The sequence below is a fragment of the Streptomyces durmitorensis genome, from assembly GCF_023498005.1.
Taxonomy (GTDB): Bacteria; Actinomycetota; Actinomycetes; order Streptomycetales; family Streptomycetaceae; genus Streptomyces; species Streptomyces durmitorensis.
Genome location: NZ_CP097289.1, coordinates 2,514,855 through 2,534,044, shown reverse-complemented (window position 1 = coordinate 2,534,044; position 19,190 = coordinate 2,514,855). Strand labels below are relative to the sequence as shown.

General features: G+C 70.8%; 13 protein-coding genes. 9 read left to right on the top strand and 4 right to left on the bottom strand.

What is annotated here, in order from left to right; translation table 11 throughout:
- The first annotated feature begins 128 nt into the window (after positions 1 to 128).
- The 3 genes from dxs (at position 129) to M4V62_RS11460 (ending at position 5,291) form a co-directional block, all read left to right on the top strand.
- Positions 129 to 2,063: a 1-deoxy-D-xylulose-5-phosphate synthase gene (gene dxs / locus M4V62_RS11470; RefSeq protein WP_249587151.1), complete on the top strand. Its 1,935-nt coding sequence runs from the start codon at positions 129 to 131 to the stop codon at positions 2,061 to 2,063.
- A 145-nt stretch (positions 2,064 to 2,208) separates the two neighbouring features.
- Positions 2,209 to 3,714 carry an amino acid permease gene (locus tag M4V62_RS11465; protein WP_249587150.1) on the top strand — a complete coding sequence of 502 codons (1,506 nt, stop codon included), beginning with the start codon at positions 2,209 to 2,211 and terminating at the stop codon, positions 3,712 to 3,714.
- A gap of 83 nt (positions 3,715 to 3,797) precedes the next feature.
- Positions 3,798 to 5,291: an ArnT family glycosyltransferase gene (locus M4V62_RS11460; RefSeq protein ID WP_249587149.1), complete on the top strand. Its 1,494-nt coding sequence runs from the start codon at positions 3,798 to 3,800 to the stop codon at positions 5,289 to 5,291.
- A gap of 36 nt (positions 5,292 to 5,327) precedes the next feature.
- Here the strand turns inward: M4V62_RS11460 and M4V62_RS11455 are convergent, their stop codons facing one another.
- Positions 5,328 to 6,323, bottom strand: coding sequence for a hypothetical protein (locus M4V62_RS11455; RefSeq protein WP_249587148.1), 996 nt, complete (start codon positions 6,321 to 6,323; stop codon positions 5,328 to 5,330).
- Between the two features lie 23 nt (positions 6,324 to 6,346).
- Here M4V62_RS11455 and M4V62_RS11450 point away from each other — a divergent pair, with 23 nt between their 5' ends.
- From M4V62_RS11450 to M4V62_RS11430, 5 genes are all read left to right on the top strand, one after another.
- Complete coding sequence (locus tag M4V62_RS11450; protein WP_425575001.1) at positions 6,347 to 7,555, top strand: CapA family protein; 1,209 nt, start codon at positions 6,347 to 6,349, stop codon at positions 7,553 to 7,555.
- 303 nt (positions 7,556 to 7,858) lie between these two features.
- Positions 7,859 to 10,099 carry a cache domain-containing protein gene (locus M4V62_RS11445; RefSeq protein ID WP_249592789.1) on the top strand — a complete coding sequence of 747 codons (2,241 nt, stop codon included), beginning with the start codon at positions 7,859 to 7,861 and terminating at the stop codon, positions 10,097 to 10,099.
- Between the two features lie 6 nt (positions 10,100 to 10,105).
- Entirely contained in the window at positions 10,106 to 11,659 is a 1,554-nt protein-coding gene (pgsB, locus tag M4V62_RS11440; RefSeq protein ID WP_249587146.1) for a poly-gamma-glutamate synthase PgsB, read from the top strand.
- On the top strand, positions 11,656 to 12,138 hold the full coding sequence (locus tag M4V62_RS11435; protein ID WP_249587145.1) for a poly-gamma-glutamate biosynthesis protein PgsC/CapC: 483 nt from the start codon (positions 11,656 to 11,658) through the stop codon (positions 12,136 to 12,138). Before pgsB ends, M4V62_RS11435 begins: the two co-directional genes overlap by 4 nt.
- Positions 12,139 to 12,154: 16 nt before the next feature.
- Positions 12,155 to 13,231 carry a C40 family peptidase gene (locus tag M4V62_RS11430; RefSeq protein WP_249587144.1) on the top strand — a complete coding sequence of 359 codons (1,077 nt, stop codon included), beginning with the start codon at positions 12,155 to 12,157 and terminating at the stop codon, positions 13,229 to 13,231.
- Positions 13,232 to 13,259: 28 nt separating this feature from the next.
- Here M4V62_RS11430 and M4V62_RS11425 read toward each other — a convergent pair whose 3' ends face one another.
- A complete protein-coding gene (locus tag M4V62_RS11425; protein WP_249587143.1) occupies positions 13,260 to 13,628 on the bottom strand; it encodes a PIN domain-containing protein in 369 nt (122 codons plus the stop codon).
- 86 nt (positions 13,629 to 13,714) lie between these two features.
- Here M4V62_RS11425 and M4V62_RS43575 point away from each other — a divergent pair, with 86 nt between their 5' ends.
- Positions 13,715 to 14,767 carry a PLL family lectin gene (locus tag M4V62_RS43575; protein ID WP_283779077.1) on the top strand — a complete coding sequence of 351 codons (1,053 nt, stop codon included), beginning with the start codon at positions 13,715 to 13,717 and terminating at the stop codon, positions 14,765 to 14,767.
- 82 nt (positions 14,768 to 14,849) lie between these two features.
- On the opposite strand, the gene M4V62_RS11415 is transcribed toward M4V62_RS43575, so the two are convergent.
- Entirely contained in the window at positions 14,850 to 16,991 is a 2,142-nt protein-coding gene (locus tag M4V62_RS11415) for a 3-hydroxyacyl-CoA dehydrogenase NAD-binding domain-containing protein (protein ID WP_249587142.1), read from the bottom strand.
- Complete coding sequence (locus M4V62_RS11410) at positions 16,988 to 18,214, bottom strand: thiolase family protein (RefSeq protein ID WP_249587141.1); 1,227 nt, start codon at positions 18,212 to 18,214, stop codon at positions 16,988 to 16,990. Before M4V62_RS11410 ends, M4V62_RS11415 begins: the two co-directional genes overlap by 4 nt.
- Positions 18,215 to 19,190: the final 976 nt, after the last annotated feature.

The window sequence follows — 19,190 nt, the reverse complement described above, 5'->3', positions numbered from 1 at the left end:
ATGTACGCCCGTTCGCGTGACACGGAACATCCGGCCCGGACGCCGTCCTCAGCTACGGAACATTAGACTCAACAGGCCCGGCAACAATCCGGTCAACGCTTGAACAGCTCTACTGCAAGGAGGCACGGGTGCCGCTGCTGACCCGCATCAGGGGACCGCGCGATCTGGACCGGCTCAGCCCGGAGGAGCTGAACCAGCTGGCCGGCGAGATCCGCGCCTTCCTCGTCGACGCAGTGTCCAAGACAGGCGGCCACCTCGGCCCCAACCTCGGCGTGGTCGAGCTCACGATCGCCATGCACCGCGTCTTCGAGTCCCCGCAGGACAAGGTGCTCTTCGACACCGGCCACCAGAGCTACGTGCACAAGCTGCTCACCGGCCGCCAGGACTTCGGCAAGCTGCGCACCAAGGGCGGCCTCTCCGGCTACCCCGCGCGCGCCGAGTCCGAGCACGACGTGATCGAGAACTCGCACGCCTCCACGGTCCTCGGCTGGGCCGACGGCCTCGCCAAGGCCAACGAGGTGCAGGGCAAGGACGACCACGTCGTCGCCGTCATCGGCGACGGCGCGCTCACCGGCGGCATGGCCTGGGAGGCGCTGAACAACATCGCCGCCGCCAAGGACCGCCCCCTGGTGATCGTCGTCAACGACAACGAGCGTTCGTACGCCCCGACCATCGGCGGCCTCGCGAACCACCTGGCGACCCTGCGCACCACGGACGGCTACGAGCGCTTCCTGGCCCGCGGCAAGGACCTCCTGGAGCGCACCCCGGTCGTCGGCAAGCCCCTCTACGAGACGCTGCACGGCGCGAAGAAGGGCCTGAAGGACTTCATCGCCCCGCAGGGCATGTTCGAGGACCTCGGCCTGAAGTACGTCGGCCCGATCGACGGCCACGACATCGAGGCCCTGGAGTCCGCCCTGGTGCGCGCCAAGCGCTTCGGCGGCCCGGTCATCGTGCACTGCATCACCGAGAAGGGCCGCGGCTACAAGCCGGCCGAGCAGGACGAGGCGGACCACTTCCACGGCATCGGCCCGATCCACCCCGACACGGGCCTGCCCATCGCCGCCTCCGGCATGGACTGGACGTCCGTCTTCGGCGAGGAGATGGTCAAGCTCGGCAGGGAGCGCGAGGACATCGTCGCGATCACCGCCGCCATGCTCCAGCCGGTGGGCCTGAAGAAGTTCGCCGAGGAGTTCCCCGACCGGGTCTACGACGTGGGCATCGCCGAGCAGCACGCGGCCGTGTCGGCGGCGGGCCTGGCCACCGGCGGCCTGCACCCCGTCTTCGCGGTGTACGCGACGTTCCTCAACCGCGCCTTCGACCAGCTCCTGATGGACGTGGCCCTGCACAAGTGCGGCGTCACCTTCGTCCTGGACCGCGCGGGCGTCACCGGCACGGACGGCGCCTCGCACAACGGCATGTGGGACATGTCGATCCTGCAGTGCGTGCCGACCCTGCGGATCGCCGCCCCGCGCGACGCCGACCAGGTCCGCCTCCAGCTGCGCGAGGCCGTCGAGGTCGACGACGCCCCGACCGTCGTTCGCTACTCGAAGGGCGCGGTCGGCCCGGCGGTCAAGGCCGTCGGCAAGGTCGGCGGCATGGACGTCCTGCGCAAGGCGGGCACGAACCGCCCCGACGTGCTCCTGGTCTCCGTGGGCGCCCTCGCGCCCATGTGCCTGGAGATCGCGGACCTCCTGAACAAGCAGGGCATCACGACCACGGTCGTCGACCCCCGCTGGGTCAAGCCCGTCGACGAGGCACTCGCCCCGCTCGCCGAGCAGCACCGCGTGGTCGTCACCGTCGAGGACAACTCCCGCGCGGGCGGCGTCGGTTCCGCCGTCGCCCAGGCCCTGCGCGACGCGGGCGTCGACGTACCGCTGCGCGACTTCGGCATCCCGCCGCGCTTCCTCGACCACGCGTCGCGCAAGGAGATCATGGCCGAGATCGGCCTGACCGCCCCGGACATCGCCCGCCAGGTCACCGGCCTGGTCGCCAAGCTGGACGGCCGGTTCGAGCGCACGGCGGCCGTGGACTCCGTCGAGGCGGGGGAGCCCGCGCGCGACTGAGTCAACATGCACCGCCGATGGGCCGGTTTCAGCACCCTGTACGGGTGGTGGAACCGGCCCATTCGCGTGAATAGGCTCGCGCCGGGGCCTACGGGGTACTCGCCCTCTCGATCATGTCGGGGACGACAAGCGTGGAGGTAGGTCCGTGGCAAGCAGTCTTTTCAGAACGAAGAGCATCGAGCAGTCCATCCAGGACACCGAGGAGCCCGAGCACGCGCTCAAGAAGTCGCTGTCCGCCCTCGATCTCACGGTCTTCGGCGTCGGCGTCGTCATCGGCACCGGCATCTTCGTGCTGACCGGAGCGGTGGCCAAGGAGACCGCGGGGCCCGCCACCGCGATCGCCTTCGCCGTCGCCGGCGTCGTCTGCGCCCTCGCGGCGCTCTGCTACGCGGAGTTCGCCTCCACCGTGCCGGTGGCCGGATCGGCGTACACCTTCTCGTACGCCTCGCTCGGCGAGCTGCCCGCCTGGACCATCGGCTGGGACCTGGTCCTGGAATTCGCCCTCGGCACGGCGGTGGTCGCCGTCGGCTGGTCCGGCTACGTCCGCTCGCTGATGGACAACGCGGGCTGGCATCTGCCCGAATCGCTCTCCGGGCCCGATGCCGCCGAGGGCTTCAGCTTCGACATCCTCGCCACGGGCCTGGTGCTGCTCCTCACGGTCGTCCTCGTCCTCGGCATGAAGCTGTCCGCGCGTGTCACCACGGTGATCGTCGCCATCAAGGTGGCCGTCGTCCTCATCGTCATCATCGCGGGCTCCTTCTTCATCGACACCGACAACTACAAGCCGTTCATCCCGAAGGCAGAGGAGGTGACGGCGGGCAACAGCATCGATTCCCCGCTCATCCAGCTGATGTTCGGGTACGCGCCCACCAACTTCGGCGTCCTCGGCATCTTCACCGCCGCCTCCATCGTCTTCTTCGCCTTCATCGGCTTCGACATCGTGGCCACCGCCGCCGAGGAGACCAAGATGCCGCAGCGGGACATGCCGCGCGGCATCCTCGGCTCGCTCCTCATCTGCACGGTCCTGTACGTCGCCGTGTCGATCGTGGTCACGGGCATGCAGCACTACAGCGAGCTGTCCGTGGACGCCCCGCTGGCCGACGCCTTCAAGGCCACCGGGCATCCCTTCTACGGGGGCGTGATCAGCTTCGGCGCCGCCGTCGGTCTCACCACCGTCTGCATGATCCTGCTGCTCGGCCAGACCCGCGTCTTCTTCGCGATGAGCCGCGACGGACTGCTGCCCCGGTTCTTCTCCCACGTCCACCCGAAGTACCGGACGCCGCACCGGCCGACCATCCTGCTCGGTGTCCTCATCGCGATCCTGGCGGGCTTCACCAGCCTCGACGAACTCGCCGAGCTGGTGAACATCGGCACGCTCTTCGCCTTCGTCGTGGTCGCCCTGAGCGTCATCATCCTGCGCCGCACCCGCCCGGACCTGCCCCGCGCCTTCCGCACCCCGCTGGTGCCGCTGGTGCCGATCCTGTCGGTGGCGGCCTCGGTGTGGCTGATGCTGAACCTGCCGGCCGAGACGTGGTTGCGGTTCGGCGTCTGGATGGCGCTCGGCTTCGTCGTCTACTTCGTCTACGGGCGTTCGCACAGCCTGCTGGGCCGGCGAGGGAAGCAGGAGACCCAGGCCGGTGACGCCCAGTAGTCAACTCGGTCACTTCCGGCCAATCATCCGGCCCCGTATGTCCCGATCGATGGGGGACTGCGGGGCCGGATAGCGTGCTCCACATGCTCGCCGAGCCCTCCGCATCACTACGCTCCGTACGCACGCTCGGGCCGCCACGCCCGCGTACGGAACAGGCCCCGGCGCCTTCCGCGCGGTACTGGCCGCGCCTGCTCCCCCTCCTCGCGGCCCTGGCCTGCGTCACCCGGATTCCCTCCTTCCGGTGGCCGCTGTGGAGCCCGGACGAGGGCTATCTCGCCGTCCAGGCACGGATGCTGGCGGACGGGGGAGAGCTCTACGAAACGGTCGTCGACCGCAAGCCCCCGCTCGTCCCCTGGCTGTACGAGGGGGCGTTCGCGCTCTTCGGCGATGCGACGCTGCTCCCGCTGAAGGTGCTCGCGGTGGCGGCCCAGTTCCTGACCGCCGTCCTCCTCGTGTGCGTGGCCCGGCGCCGCTGGGGCGACGGCGCGGGCCGCACGGCGGGCGTGCTCTACCTCCTCGTCTCGGTCGGCCTGAACCCCGAGGACGCCCAGGCGGCCACCTTCGAGGTCTTCATGCTGCCCTGCACGGCGGCCGCCATATGGTGCGCGGACCGCCGCCGCTGGAGGGCGGCGGGCGCCGCGGTGGCCTGCGCCTTCCTGGCCAAGCAGACCGGGGGAGCGGTCCTGGTGCCGGTGGCGTGGCTGCTGTGGCAGGCGGGTGGCGCCCGAAGGGACGTACTGCGCCTGGGAGTTGGCCTGTGCGGGCCGGTCCTCGCGGTGGCCGCGGTCACGAATCCGGCGGGGTTCCTGTTCTGGACGGTGACGGGATCGGGCGCGTACGCCTCCTTCACCGGGTCCGAACTCCACGTGCTGTCGCGGTGGTTGACCAACGCGGCGATCCTCGCGGCGGCCTGCGCGGGGATCATCCCGCCGGTCGTACGGGTCCTGCGCATCGCCCGCACCGGTGCGACGGAGCTGTGGCTCTGGCTCGCCTCGTCGGCGGGCGCGGTCCTCGTCGGCTTCCACTTCTTCGGGCACTACTACCTCCAACTGACGCCGCCCCTCGCGCTGTTGGGCGCCGCAGCGCTCCAGATCCTGCCCCGGGAGCGCACCCTGACGGCGGTGTCGGTCTCGGCCGGGGCGTGCGCGCTGTTCCTGGCCTGGGGGATGCTCGCGCCGCGCCCCGAGCTCGCGCACGCGGAGCGGATCGCGGGGGAGGTCCGGGCACGCACGTCACCCGGGGACCGCGTGCTGGTGTGGGGCATGCACCCCGAGACGTACTGGCTCGCCGACCGTGCTCCCGCGAGCCGCTACCTCACGGCGGGGCTCCTGACCAACTACAGCGGGGGCCGCGACGGGCCTCAGGTGGGGGAGAAGTACGCGGTGGACGGAGCCTGGCCGGTCTTCCGCGGCGAGCTCGCGGCCGGTCCGCCCGCGCTGATCGTGGACGACTCACGGGGCAAGCCGTACGGCCCCGACCGGGTGCCGTCGCTGCGGCGGATTCTCGCGGTGAGCTACCGGCCGGTGCTGCGGGTCGAGGGAGCGGTGGTGTACGAGCAGGTGGGCCGGGCGCGGTGAGGGGGGCGATGGGGGGCGGTGAGGGGCGACGGCGGGCTAGTCGGGGCGCCGCCAGGTGCGCGTGACGTCCGCGAGCGCCTCGACCACTTCCCGCGAGCGGTCGCGGTCCTCGCGGATGCGGGCGTCGAACTCGACGTGCAGGAACGGCACATCGCGCGCCGCCGCCGTCCGCCCCTGCACATTGGAGCGGCCCGCGAGCGGACAGGACCGGGCCCAGGCCCGGCAGACGTCGTATCCCCGCTCCCGCAACGCGTCCGCGAGGTCGCGGCCCTCGGCGATGGCGTCCCTGCCCCGGCCCGTGGAGGCGACGACATCGTGCTTCGGCGCGGAGGCGTCGTCCATCCCGTGCAGCTGCACGCCGGGGAGCCCGCGGCGTACGAGTTCGGCGCAGATCGCGTGAAAGACGCTGTCCCTGCGGTGCGCCACATCCGCCTCGTCACCGCGCCCGGCTTTGCGATGTGCTCCCGCGACGACAAGGACGCCGCCCTCGGCGTGGCTCAGGAGCTGTGCGCCGAGCCGTTCCGTGTACCGGTCGGCGACGGGGTGGGGAACCTGGACCGACCAGCGGACGGGGGAGTCGAGGTCGATGTAGACGCGGCCCCAGCCGCGCGGTGCCGCGCCGCCTTCGGAGCGGTCGGCGACCTCGGCGAACCGGCGGCCGCCGACCGGGTCGGTGACCGTGCGCACCGCGAAGTCCACGTCGGTCAGGCGGCGTTCGGCCTCCGTGCGCCGGTGGTCCAGGAGCAGCGCGATGCCCGCGGCCATCGTGCGCCGGTCCTCGCGGGTGGGGTGGCGGTATCCGCTGTCCTTGTCGAAGCCGGAGGTGTAGTCGGTGATCAGCCGTTCCGGGCCGCCGCCGGGGCTGCCGTCCGGGCTCGGGCCGGAAGGGCTCCGGTCCGCCCTTGAGGGCTTGTGGTCCTTGTCCGAGGGGGTCGCGTCGCACTGTACGAGGCTGAGGGCGACGGCCGTCACGGCGGCGAAGATCCCGAGCCTCTTCGCGATCGTGACCAGTCGGGTACGGGAGTGCTTCATGGTTGTATAAAGATATCCCTGTGATGACACGTCCCTTGCGCAGGCATTTCGTGACCTGTGTGGCCTCCGCGTCCCTGCTCGCCGGCACCGCCACGGCCTGCGGCCCCTTCGGCAGCGATGACAAGCCCGCCGCCGACGGCGGTCCCTCGTTCACCGTCGCCGCGGCGGGCGACATCCTGATCCACCCGCAACTGACCGATCAGGCCCGCAAGGACGCCAAGGCCTCGGGCAAGGGCGAGAAGGGCATCGACTTCCGGCCGATGATGGCCGGGATCAAACCCGTCATCAGCAAGGCCGACCTCGGCATCTGCCACTTCGAGCCGGTGGTGGGCAGGCCGGGCGGCCCCTTCCAGAGCTACCCCGACTTCCTCGTGCCGCCGCAGATCGCCACGGCGGTCAAGGACGTCGGCTACGACCAGTGCTCGACCGCGTCCAACCACACCCTCGACCACGGCCCCGCCGGAGTCACCCGCACCCTGGACACGCTCGACAAGGCGGGCCTGGAGCACACCGGTTCGGCGCGCAGCGCGGCGGAAGGGAACAAACCGCTCATCACCGAGGTGAAGGGCGTCAAGGTCGCGCAGATAGCCTTCGCCTTCGGCTTCAACGGCCGCGAGGTCCCCAAGGACAAGCCGTGGATCGTGAACCAGAACAAGTTCGACGCGATCGCCGCCGCCGAGAAGAAGGCGCGCGCCGCGGGCGCCGACGTCGTGATCCTCAGCATCCACTGGGGGCGTGAGAACCAGCCCAACGCCAGCTCCTCGCAGCTCAGGCTCGCCCGCAGGATCGCGCGCGAGACCGGGATCAACCTCGTCATCGGCCACCACGCGCACGTCGTCCAGCCGATGGAGAAGGTCGACGGCACCTGGATCGCGTACGGACTCGGCAACCAGATCGCCCGGCACGACGTGCCGAGCGGGCTGACCGAGGAGGGCGCCATCGGCTGGTTCGAGTTCGTCCAGCGCGGCGGGAAGTGGGACGTCGACGCCAAGTACGTGCCGACGTTCGTGGACATCCCGCCCGACCCGGACGAGACGGGAGCCCTGCCCAAGGACGCCGTCCATGACCACCGACTGCTGGACGTGGCCGCCACGCTGCGCGACGGCGACGGCCTCAGCGAGGAGCAGCGCTCCCGCTACCGCCTCGCCTTCGAGCGCACCCAGGGCACGCTCCTGAACCGGGGCGCGAGCAAGGACGGCCTCTCGCCGCTGGAAGCGCTGCCCGGCTCCTGACGCCTGCCGTTTCCCCTGTGTGCACCCGTCGTACACCGCCCGGGATCCGCCTGCGTCGGCCGGCGGATGAGTCGTGCGTCTCCTGACGTACCGGGCGTCGGGCGATCAGCGCGAGCTAGCTCACATTTCCCATATCTCGTACATCCTCTTGGGTGCCTCGGAGGTCCAAGCTCTCCGGAACGCATCACCCTGCGCTCGTGCGTCCCCGCTGTCGCCCCACGTCCCCGCGTCACTCCAGGAGAGGAGCACCCCTTGGCCGCTTCGCGTTCGAAGCGGCGGCACAAGGTCCGCCGAAGAACCGACATGTCCCTGCTGGGTGGCATACGTCCCCCCATCGCCGTGCTTTCGGTTCTGCTCCTCGCCCTCGCGGGCATCACCGCCCTGACCCTCGGCCGCGCCGGTCAGGAAGCCGTACCCCAAGCGATCAAGTCGTCCCAGCAGCACTTCGCCGAGGACGGCGCCATCGCACTGCGCGCCTCCATCGACGAGTCCGTCACCGACCTGACCCGGACCGCCGGGCTGTTCAGCGCCGGTGAGCCGGTCCCCGCCGACGCCGTCCTCGACAAGATCGGCAGCGTCTACCAGAAGTGGATGGGCACCGCGGTCGTCGAGATCTCCTCGGGCAAGCTCCTCGCCGCCCGCGGCGAGAACCTGCCGCTGACCGCCATCGACCGCGGCGCGCTCGCGGACGAGGACGGCCTCGCCCCGCGCATGGTGCGCCTGGAGAACGGCGAGACGCGCCTGCTCTCCTTCGCCCTGCTCACCTGGAAGGGACAGCCGCAGCAACTCCTCGTCGCCTCCGGCAGCCTGCGCTTCCCCGGCATCAGCCTCGGCAAGTTCCGCTCCATCGCCGTCGTCGGCCAGGACGGCAAGGTGCTGAGCACCGACGGCATCCCCGAGCCCGAGCAGGTCCTCACCGATCTGCAGCGCGACGAGGTCAAGCAGTCCAACAAGCAGCTCAGGTCCTTCGCCACGACCGCCGCCAAGAAGGCCCGCGCGCACCCGCTCAAGTCCAAGGAGCCCGGTTCGGGCGGCTTCCTCGGCGTCAGCGGCCACCTCACCGGCGAGCGCTACCTCGGTGAGCGCGCCGTCGCCGGTTACGCGAGCCTCGCCGGACCCGAGGCGGGCAAGGCCACCGTCGCCACCCGGCTCGGTCTCGCCGTCGTCGCGATGGTCCCGGTCGCCGAGGACCCGACGGCCACCAGCAGCTCGGCCTTCGGCATCCTCGCCGCGGCCGCCCTGCTGCTCATCGGCGGCGTCACCGTCTTCCTGCTCCTTCGGACCGTGCAGCGCCCGCTGATCCAGCTGTTCCTGGAGGGCCGCAGGCTGACCCGCGGCGACCTCGAACGGCCGGTCTCCGTGCCGCGCCGCGGCGAGGCGGCCCGCATCGGCGCCGCCCTCGAACGGCTGCGCCGCCAACTGCTCGGCGCGCCCGCCGATACGCAGCGGGAGCCCGGCCGCCGCCGCAGGTTCGGCAGCCGCACGCTGCTCGCGGTCTGCGCGGTGCTCCTGCTCGCGTGGTCCGCGCCGCTCATGCTGCTGCTCAACCGCGCGGGCGACACCGTCGTCGTACCCCAGCAGCTGGTCAACGACCAGCGCGAACGCACCGACACCCTCACCGACCGGGTCCGCCGCGCCCTCAACGAAGGCCACGCCGACCTCACGTCGGTCGCCTCCCTCATGGGCGACCGCACCGAGGCGTCGGACATGACCACGGTCCTCGAGAGCACCCTGAACCAGCACGCCCGCTACCAGTCGCTCTACGTGCTCGACGCGCAGGGCAAGGTCCTGGCCGAGGCGGGCGGCGACCCGCGCAGCCCGTCCGGCAAGGGACCGTCCGACGAGGCCATCCGGGTCGTCGACGAGGGCGGCAAGGAACCCGTCATCTTCGGTACGGCCGAGGTGCCGGGCCGTGAAGGGGCCGCCGTGGTCGGCGAGTTCCGTATCGAGTTCCTCAACTCGCTGCTCAAGCGCCCCGGCCTCGGTGCGGTCCGCGTGGTCGACGAGAAGCGCCGGGTGATCGGTGCCAACACCGGCTACCGCGAGTTCGAGGGCCTGCCGAACGGGCGGCTCAAGGCGCTCGCGGAAGGCACCGGCCAGAAGGTGGGCCTCAGCCCGCGCCCCAGCGGCGTCCTCTACCGCGGTGGCGGCGACGGGATCGAGATCGCGGCCGCCGCACCCTTCGTCGGCGGCGGCGCCGCGGGGTCGCTGCGCTGGACCGTGCTCAGCTGGCAGCCCGCGTCGAACCTCGCCATCCCCGAGTACAGCCTGCAGAACCGCACCGTCCTCGCCGGTCTGCTCGGCATCACCGCCGCGGCCGCCTGTCTCGGCTGGCTGCACATCGTCGTCGTACGGCCGCTGCGGCACCTCGCCGACCAGGCCGAGGCACTCGCCGACGGTGACCGTCGCACGGTCCTCTACCCGCGCCACCACGACGAGGTCGGCGCCGTCACCCGCAGCCTGGAACTCCTGCGGCAGCAGCTGCCGACGGGCACACAGCGCAAGCGGGACGGCGTCACGGCCGGCCTCGCCGGAAGGAACTGAACCCCCGTGCTCTTCCTCTACACCGTGCTCGTGGTGTGCGGCGCCATCCTGTTGGTGGCCGGAGTCGTCGAACAGCGGCGGCACTTCACCAACCTGGAGCACATCCCCTCGCGGGTCCTGGTCAACGGCATCCGCGGCAAGTCCTCCATCACCCGCCTGTGCGCGGGCGCCCTGCGGGGCGGCGGGCTCACCACGGTCGCCAAGACCACCGGTACCGCGGCCCGGTTCATCCACCCGGACGCCACCGAGGAGCCCGTCTACCGCAAGTTCGGCATCGCCAACGTCGTCGAGCAGATCGGCATCGTGCGGCGGGCCGCCGCGTACAACCCGGACGCCCTGGTCATCGAGTGCATGGCGGTCATGCCGGCGCTCCAGGAGATCAACCAGTCCAAGCTGATCCGCTCCACGATCGGCGTGCTCTGCAACGTCCGTGAGGACCACCTCGCCGAGATGGGCCCGACCCTCGACGACGTGGCGCGCTCCCTCTCGCGTTCCATGCCGGAGGGCGGGATCTGCGTCACCGCCGAGCAGGACCGCTTCGACATCCTCAAGGAAGAGGCGGACGCGCGGAACTGCGAGCTGATCTACGCCGACCCCGAGACGGTGAGCGACGAGGAGCTGCGCGGCTTCAGCTGGTTCACCTTCAAGGAGAACGTGGCGATCGCGCTGAAGGTCGCCGAACTGCTCGGCGTCGGCCGCGAGGTCGCCCTCCAGGGCATGTACGACGCCCCGCCGGACCCCGGTGTCCTCTCGGTCGAGCGGTACGCGACCGAGGACGGCAAGAAGGTGCGCTTCGCCAACGTCTTCGCGGCCAACGACCCCGAGTCGACGCTGATGAACATCAACCAGCTGCTCGACCTCGGCGCCGTCCACCGCCCGCTGCACGTCGTCATCAACTGCCGTCCCGACCGCGTCGAGCGCAACGGCCAGATGGGCGAGATCATCCCCGACCTCCGGCCGGAGAAGGTCTTCGTCATCGGCCACCCCGCCAAGTCGGCGATCGACGCGATCCCCGCCGAGTGGCGCGGGCGCGCCGTGGACCTCGGCGGCGACCGGCGCGACCCCGAGGAGTTCATGCACCAGATCCTCGGGCAGCTCGGCCCCGACTCCTCGCTGGTGGCGATCGGCAACATCCACGGCCAGGGCGAGCTGCTCCTCGAACACCTCGCGGAACTGCCGCCGGACGAGAGCGAGGAGCAGGCCCCCGAGGAGCCCGCCCCGTTCTACGAGCCGCACGTCGACCCCTACCAGCACTACCCGGAGGCGTACGAGTCGCGGTACTCCACGGCCCAGCTCCAGCAGGTCCAGATTCCGCAGGTGCACGTCCCCGTACAGCGCACACCGGACCAGCAGTACGAGACCTACGCGCCGCACGAGCAGTTCGCGCCGCACGAGCAGTACGCACCGCACGAGCAGTTCGCGCCCCACCAGGCCCACCCGCCCCAGGAACCACACCCCCAGCCACCCGCGCCCCGCGGCATGTTCGAGCCGAGGATCGCGCCCGTACCGCCCGCCCAAGACGACGACCAGCAGTGGTACAGCCCAGGAGAGCCCCGTTGATTCCCTCCGTCCTCACCCCCGAGATCGCCGCGGTCGGTATCGCGCTCGGGTTGCTGTTCTCCCTGGTCTGCTATCTGACGACCAACCTCTCGCCCGGCGGCATGATCACCCCGGGCTGGCTCGCCCTGACCCTCGTCGAGGATCTGCAGCGCGCGGCCATGGTGCTCGGCGTGACCGTGCTGACCTACGTCGGCACCCTGCTGATGCAGAAGTTCGTGATCCTGTACGGCAAGCGCCTCTTCGCCGCGGTCGTGCTGCTCGGCGTCACCCTCCAGGCGACCGTGATGATCGTGCTGTCCATCGAGTTCCCGCTCATGTACGCGAACCAGACCCTCGGCTTCATCGTCCCCGGCCTGATCGCCTACCAGCTGGTGCGCCAGCCCAAGGGCCCCACCCTGCTCGCCACCGGCTCGGTGACGCTCATGGCCTACGTCGTCCTCACTGCCGGGATTCTCCTCGGCTTCATGCCGTCCGCCTGATTCCCAGGAGTCATTCATGCCGCCCAAGAAGAAGCGTCCCGTCCTGCACGCGGCGACCGTTCTCGCCCTCCTCGCGGGCAGCGCGTACCTGACCGTGGAACTGCGCAAGGACGAAGAGGCCAAGGCCCCCAAGGTGCAGGCCGTCACCGACACCCCCGGGGGCCTGCAGAACAGCAACGGTCAGCCGGGGAGCGGGAAGCAGAAGTGGGAGCGCCTGAAGAACCCCGACCGCTCCGTCCTGCGCACCGAGAGCGGCAAGGTCGTCGCGACCTTCACGGACGGCGCCCGCAGCGCGACGCTGACAGGACCGAGCCGTACGTTCACCGAGCCCGCGAACACCAAGTCCCGCGTCGTGACGAACGACTGGGTACGGCTCATGCCCGAGACGTGGCGCGAGGGCGCCGAGAAGGAGAAGTGGTTCAAGGACTGGTACAAGGAGTTCTCCGGCAGCGAAGAGGACGACATCTTCGCGATGGCGTTCCAGTACGTGGAGGGGGCGCCGGTCAAGAAGGACGACGAGGGCATCTCCTACGCGGGCGACGCCGACTTCGGCCCGATCAACCCCGACGGCAGCGCGGGCAACGACCTGCGCCTCGAACAGTCGGACTTCTTCGACTACCTCGGCATCCCGTACACGTTCCGCAACGGCACCACCATCCAGCCGGAGACGAAGCGGGCCCGCTCCATGGACTGCTCCGGATTCATCCGCACGGTCTTCGGCTACCGCGCCCGCTACCCCCTGATGGCCAACGACCAGTCGGGCGACGGCCTGCCCCGCACCGCCAACGGCATGGCGCGCGGCAAGGCCGGCACGGACGTCATCAAGCTCAAGGGCGTCGGCTCGGCGGACCGCCCCAAGTCCATCGACGTCGTCCAACCCGGCGACCTGGTCTTCTTCAAGCTGGACGCCCGCACCAAGCAGCGCATGGACCACGTGGGGATCTTCCTCGGCCACGACGCCGACGGACACAAGCTCTTCATCTCGAGCCGAGAAGAGGTCAACGGTCCGACGATCGGCGACAAGGGCGGCACGTCGCGCCTCGACGGCAACGGCTACTACGCCTCCACCCTGCGCAGCGCGAAGCGGCTCTAGGACGGCCCCAGAGGCAGACCTGGCCGTCCTAGGGGCGAACCGTACGGGGGCCCGCGCACCGGGCCCCCGACTCGCCCACCCTGTGCCGCAGTTCACGGTCGGCCGTGACGACCAGGCAGGGGCGGCCCGCGGCCTGCGCGGCCAGCTCCGCGATGAGGTCGTCGCCGCTGCCGGGCGCGCTCTCGACGCGTACGCCGGGCACCGATTCCACGCCGCGCGCCGCGCCCTCGACGACGAGGACGATCTCCAGCGGCCCCGGGTGCTCCGGCAGGCCGTCTTCCGCGTACGCGACGAGAGAGTCCCGCAGGCGCTCCGCGGCCCCGCGGCGATCGCGCCACCAGCCGTCGGGGACGGAGCCGACGACGTTCGCGGCGTCCACGACGACGAGAGTTCTCATCCGGCAAACGTAAACTAATCGGCGAACGTTGTGCGTATGTGGACGTGGAAGGGTGCCACCGAGTCATGTCGTCGAGGTCGAGAACCGTGAGCACCGGTGCCCTTCAGAGCGCCCGCTGGCTGCTGCGCGGCCAAGACGGCCGGCTCACCGCGTACACCCGGACCGAAGGCGGACTGCTGCGCTGGACGGAGAGCGCGCCCGGCGGCCCCAGCTGGTCGGGACCGGAGTTCTTCGAGGCGCCCGATCTGACCTGCCTCACCCTGGCGCAGGGCGCCGACGGGTACGTGCACTTCCTGGGCCGCAGGGAGGTGCGCGACGGCGAGGGGAAGACCGCCGTCGACATCGTGCACTCGATCCAGTACCAGTCGGGCCGGCCCCTCATGGACTGGCGCTCGCTCGGCAACCCGCACACCAAGCTCGTCGAGCGCGCACCGCACCTGGGCGACCCGACCGCAGCGGTGGACGCGGCGGGCACGGTCCACGTCTTCGTGCGGGACGCCGTGAACAGCGTGCGGCTGCGGCGCGAGGGCAAGGGCGGCAAGTGGGAGGGGTGGAAGGACCTCAAGGTCCGCGAGGTCCTGGACGGCATCACGGCGGTCGCCACCTCCACGGGCCGCATCGAGGTCTTCGGCCCGGCGGAGAACAAGACGCTGCACTGGACCCAGGACAAGCAGGGCGCCGAGTTCCAGCGCACCGACGACATCCCGCTGCCCCCGGCCACCGGCTCGGGCACGGCCCTGGAGACCGCCCCCGACCGCCTCACGTACTACGCCGCCGACGCCCGCGGCAAGGGAGTCGTCGCCCACCGCGGCGACGACGAGGACCTGCGGCCCCTCGGCGGAACCCCCGGCACGGGCCCCATGGCGGCCCTGCGCGCGACGATAGAGGGCCACGACTGCACGGTCCTCGCCCACCGGGGCCAGGACGGGCGCCCGGTGATAGCGGCGTACCCGACGCAGGACGAGAAGGCGGGCGTCTGGTGGGCAGGGACGGGTGAACCCTGCCTGGGCTCCCCGGCGTTGGCCCTCGACGCGCACGACCGCGTGGTCATGGCGGCCATCGGCCTCGACGGCACGCTGCGGGTCGCGCGCCAGAAGGCGGAGTCGGGGCTCGCCCTCGACGCGTGGACGCGGGTGTAGCAGGCCTGGACGGCAAGCGTGCGAAACGGGCGATGCCCGGCAGGCCCTGAGGCCGGCCGGGCATCGCCCGTACGCGGAGGTGCTACGCGGGAACGCTGGCCACGCCCGGCGCCAGGAACCGCTTGCCGTTGACGCGCTCGCTGACACCGGCACGGTCCAGGTACGGCGTGACGCCGCCCAGGTGGAAGGGCCAGCCGGCGCCCGTGATCAGGCACAGGTCGATGTCCTGCGCCTCGGCGACGACGCCCTCGTCGAGCATCAGGCCGATCTCCTGCGCCACCGCGTCCAGGACGCGGTCGCGGGTCTGCTCCTCGGTCAGGACGACGTCGCCCTGCTTGAGGAGAGCGGCGACCTCGGGGTCCAGCTCCGGCTTGCCGGAGTCGTAGACGTAGAAGCCGCGCTTGCCGGCCTTGACGACGGCGGCGAGGTTCGGCGACACCGTGAAGCGCTCCGGGAAGGCGCGGTTCAGGGTCTCCGAGACGTGCAGACCGATGGCCGGACCGACCAGCTCAAGGAGGACCAGCGGCGACATCGGCAGACCGAGCGGCTCGACGGCCTTCTCGGCGACGGCGACCGGGGTGCCCTCGTCGATGACGTTCTGGATCTCGCCCATGAAGCGGGTGAGGATGCGGTTCACGACGAACGCCGGGGCGTCCTTCACCAGAACCGCGGTCTTCTTCAGCTTCTTGGCGACACCGAAGGCCGTGGCCAGCGAGGCGTCGTCCGTCTGCTCGCCGCGCACGATCTCAAGGAGCGGCAGGATCGCGACGGGGTTGAAGAAGTGGAAGCCGACGACCCGCTCGGGGTGCTTCAGCTTCGACGCCATCTCGGAGACCGAGAGCGAGGAGGTGTTGGTGGCGAAGATCGCGTGCGCCGGAGCGACGGCCTCCACCTCGGCGAACACCTGCTGCTTGACGCCGATCTCCTCGAAGACGGCCTCGATGACGAAGTCGGCGTCGGAGAAGCCCTCGGCCTTGTCGAGCACGCCGGAGACGAGCCCCTTCAGACGGTTCGCCTTGTCCTGGTTGACGCGGCCCTTGAGGAGGAGCTTGTCGATCTCCTCGTGGACGTAACCGACGCCCTTGTCGACACGAGCCTGGTCGATGTCGGTCAGCACGACCGGCACCTCAAGGCGGCGCAGGAACAGGAGCGCGAGCTGCGAGGCCATCAGACCGGCGCCGACGACGCCGACCTTGGTGACCGGGCGCGCCAGGTTCTTGTCCGGGGCACCCGCCGGGCGCTTGGCGCGCTTCTGGACGAGGTTGAACGCGTAGATGCCGCTGCGCAGTTCGCCGCCCATGATGAGGTCGGCGAGCGCCGTGTCCTCGGCGTCGAAGCCCTTCTGCAGGTCGCCGTCCTTGGCGGCCTCGATGATCTCCAGGGCGCGGTAGGCGGCCGGGGCGGCGCCGTGCACCTTGGAGTCCGCGATGCCGCGGCCACGCGCCACAGCGGCGTCCCAGGCCTCGCCGCGGTCGATCTCGGGGCGCTCCACCGTGAGCGAGCCGTTCAGGACGGAGGCCGTCCAGATCAGCGACTGCTCCAGGAAGTCGGCACCTTCGAAGAGCGCGTCGGCGATGCCGAGCTCGAAGACCTGCTTGCCCTTGAGCTGGCGGTTCTGGTTGAGCGAGTTCTCGATGATGACCGAGACGGCCTTGTCGGCGCCGATCAGGTTCGGAAGCAGCGCGCAGCCGCCCCAGCCCGGTACGAGACCGAGGAAGACCTCGGGCAGCGAGAAGGCCGGGAGCGCCTTGGAGACGGTGCGGTACGAGCAGTGCAGACCGACCTCGACACCGCCACCCATCGCGGCACCGTTGTAGTACGCGAAGGAGGGAACGGCGAGGGTGGAGAGCCGCTTGAAGACCTCGTGCCCGCCCTTGCCGATGGCGAGGGCATCCTCGTGGCGCTTCAGGATCTCGACGCCCTTGAGGTCGGCGCCGACGGCGAAGATGAACGGCTTGCCGGTGACACCGACACCGACGATCGTGCCCTCGGCCGCCTCCTTCTCGACCTGGTCGATCGCGGCGTTCAGGTTCGCGAGCGAACCAGGGCCGAAGGTGGTCGGCTTGGTGTGGTCGAAGCCGTTGTCGAGCGTGATGAGCGCGAAGCGCCCGGCGCCCGCGGGCAGGTCGAGGTGGCGTACGTGCGCCTGCGTGACGACCTCGTCGGGAAACAGCTCGGCTGCACCCTTCAGAAGCTCGGTGGTGGAGCTGGTGGAGCTGCTCACTTGTCGCCTCCGGCGTCCTTGTGGTTCGGGTTCTCCCAGATGACGGTGGCGCCCATGCCGAAGCCGACGCACATCGTCGTCAGGCCGTAGCGGACGTCCGGCTGCTCCTCGAACTGCCGCGCCAGCTGCGTCATCAGACGCACGCCGGAGGAGGCGAGGGGGTGGCCGTAGGCGATGGCGCCGCCGTACTGGTTCACGCGGGTGTCGTCGTCCGCGATGCCGTAGTGCTCCAGGAAGGCGAGCACCTGCACGGCGAAGGCCTCATTGATCTCGAAGAGACCGATGTCGGAGATGGAGAGCCCCGCCTGGGCGAGCGCCTTCTCGGTGGCCGGGATCGGGCCGTAGCCCATGACCTCGGGCTCGACACCAGCGAACGAGTACGAGACGAGCCGCATCTTGACCGGCAGGTTGTGCTCGCGGGCGAAGTCCTCGGAGGCGATGATCGACGCCGTGGCGCCGTCGTTGAGACCCGCGGCGTTGCCCGCGGTGACGCGGCCGTGCGTACGGAACGGCGTCTTCAGCCCGGCGAGGCTCTCCAGGGTGGTCCCCGGACGCATCGGCTCGTCGGCGGTGGCGAGGCCCCAGCCGGTCTCACCGGCCTCCTCGTTCGTCCGTCGTACGGAGACGGGCACGAGGTCCTGCTGGATCTTGCCGTTGGCGTAGGCCTTGGCGGCCTTCTCCTGCGAGCGCACGGCGTACGCGTCGGCACGCTGCTTGGTGATCGTGGGATACCGGTCGTGCAGGTTCTCGGCGGTCATGCCCATGAAGAGGGCGGACTCGTCGACGAGCTTCTCGCTCACGAACCGCGGGTTCGGGTCGACGCCCTCGCCCATGGGGTGGCGGCCCATGTGCTCGACGCCACCGGCGATGACGGCGTCGTACGCGCCGAACGCGATGGAGCCCGCGGTCGCCGTCACGGCGGTCAGGGCGCCCGCACACATGCGGTCGATGGAGTACCCGGGCACGGACTGGGGCAGGCCCGCCAGGATGCCGGCGGTGCGGCCCAGCGTCAGACCCTGGTCGCCGATCTGCGTGGTCGCGGCGATGGCGACCTCGTCGATCTTGGCGGGGTCGAGGGCCGGGTTGCGGCGGAGCAGCTCCCGGATGGCCTTCACGATGAGGTCATCCGCACGGGTCTCGTGGTAGATGCCCTTCGGGCCCGCCTTGCCGAACGGGGTGCGGACGCCATCAACGAAGACGACGTCCCTGACGGTACGAGGCACGATGGCTCTCCTCCAGGGTGCGGGTGCGCCTGCCGGCGCGCTTCCGGGTTCCATGCTACTTGCCGGTAACTATGCGGCCAAGGGCTGCCCAGCCCCGGCTCGGGGAGGCGAAGGTCACACTTGCGGGTGGGGGCGGGGGCGGCTGGGGCGGGGGCGTTGCTGGGCCGGTGGCTTTGACTTGTTGCCGGGGCCGCCCGGTTGTCCTGAGGTTGGCGGTTCCGGGCCGGGTGTAAAGGGCGCTCCTGCGTCGCGTCGGCTGCGCCGATTCCGCTGCGCTCCACCCTTGACACCCGTCCCTCCACCGCGCGAAGCGATATGACCGGGCGGCCACGGGGGAGGACTCTCGACCACTCCCGCCGGGCCATCACCCTTTCGCTGCCGGGTGCGGCCCGGCCCATTGCGGGTGACCCCCACGGGAAGAAGGGCGGGCGCCCGGTCCGCGATCGCTCCGGTGGGGGGTGCCGATCTCGTCAAGCGGCTGCCGACCGGATCTTCCGGCGTGACCGTCACGCGGAGAAGGGGCGGACGCCCGGTCCGCAGCCGCTCCGGGGCGGGGTGCCGGTTTGGTCAAGCGGCCGTCGGCCGGATCTTCCGGCGTGACCGTCACGCGGAGAATCGGCGGGCGCCCGGTCCGCAGCCGCTCCGGGGAGAGTTGCTGTCTCGTCAAGCGACTGCGGCCTGGTTCTTCCGGCGTGACCGTCACGCGGAGAAGGGGCGGGCCCCCGGTCGGCGATCGCTCCAGGGAGGGGTGCCGGTCTCGTCAGGCGGCCATCGGTCGGATCTCCTGGGGCGGCCGTCAGCGGTACGGGTGGGTGCCTGGGCCGCAGCCGCTTCCGGGGAGGGGGGCCGGTCTCGTCAGGCGACAGCCGACCGGGTCTTCCGCCCGTGGCCGTCACGGGGTGAGGCGCGCGGGCGGTCGGGGGGTGGGGCCGTTCTTGCCGAGCGGGCTGCCGGGCACTGCGAGGGGGTTGCATAG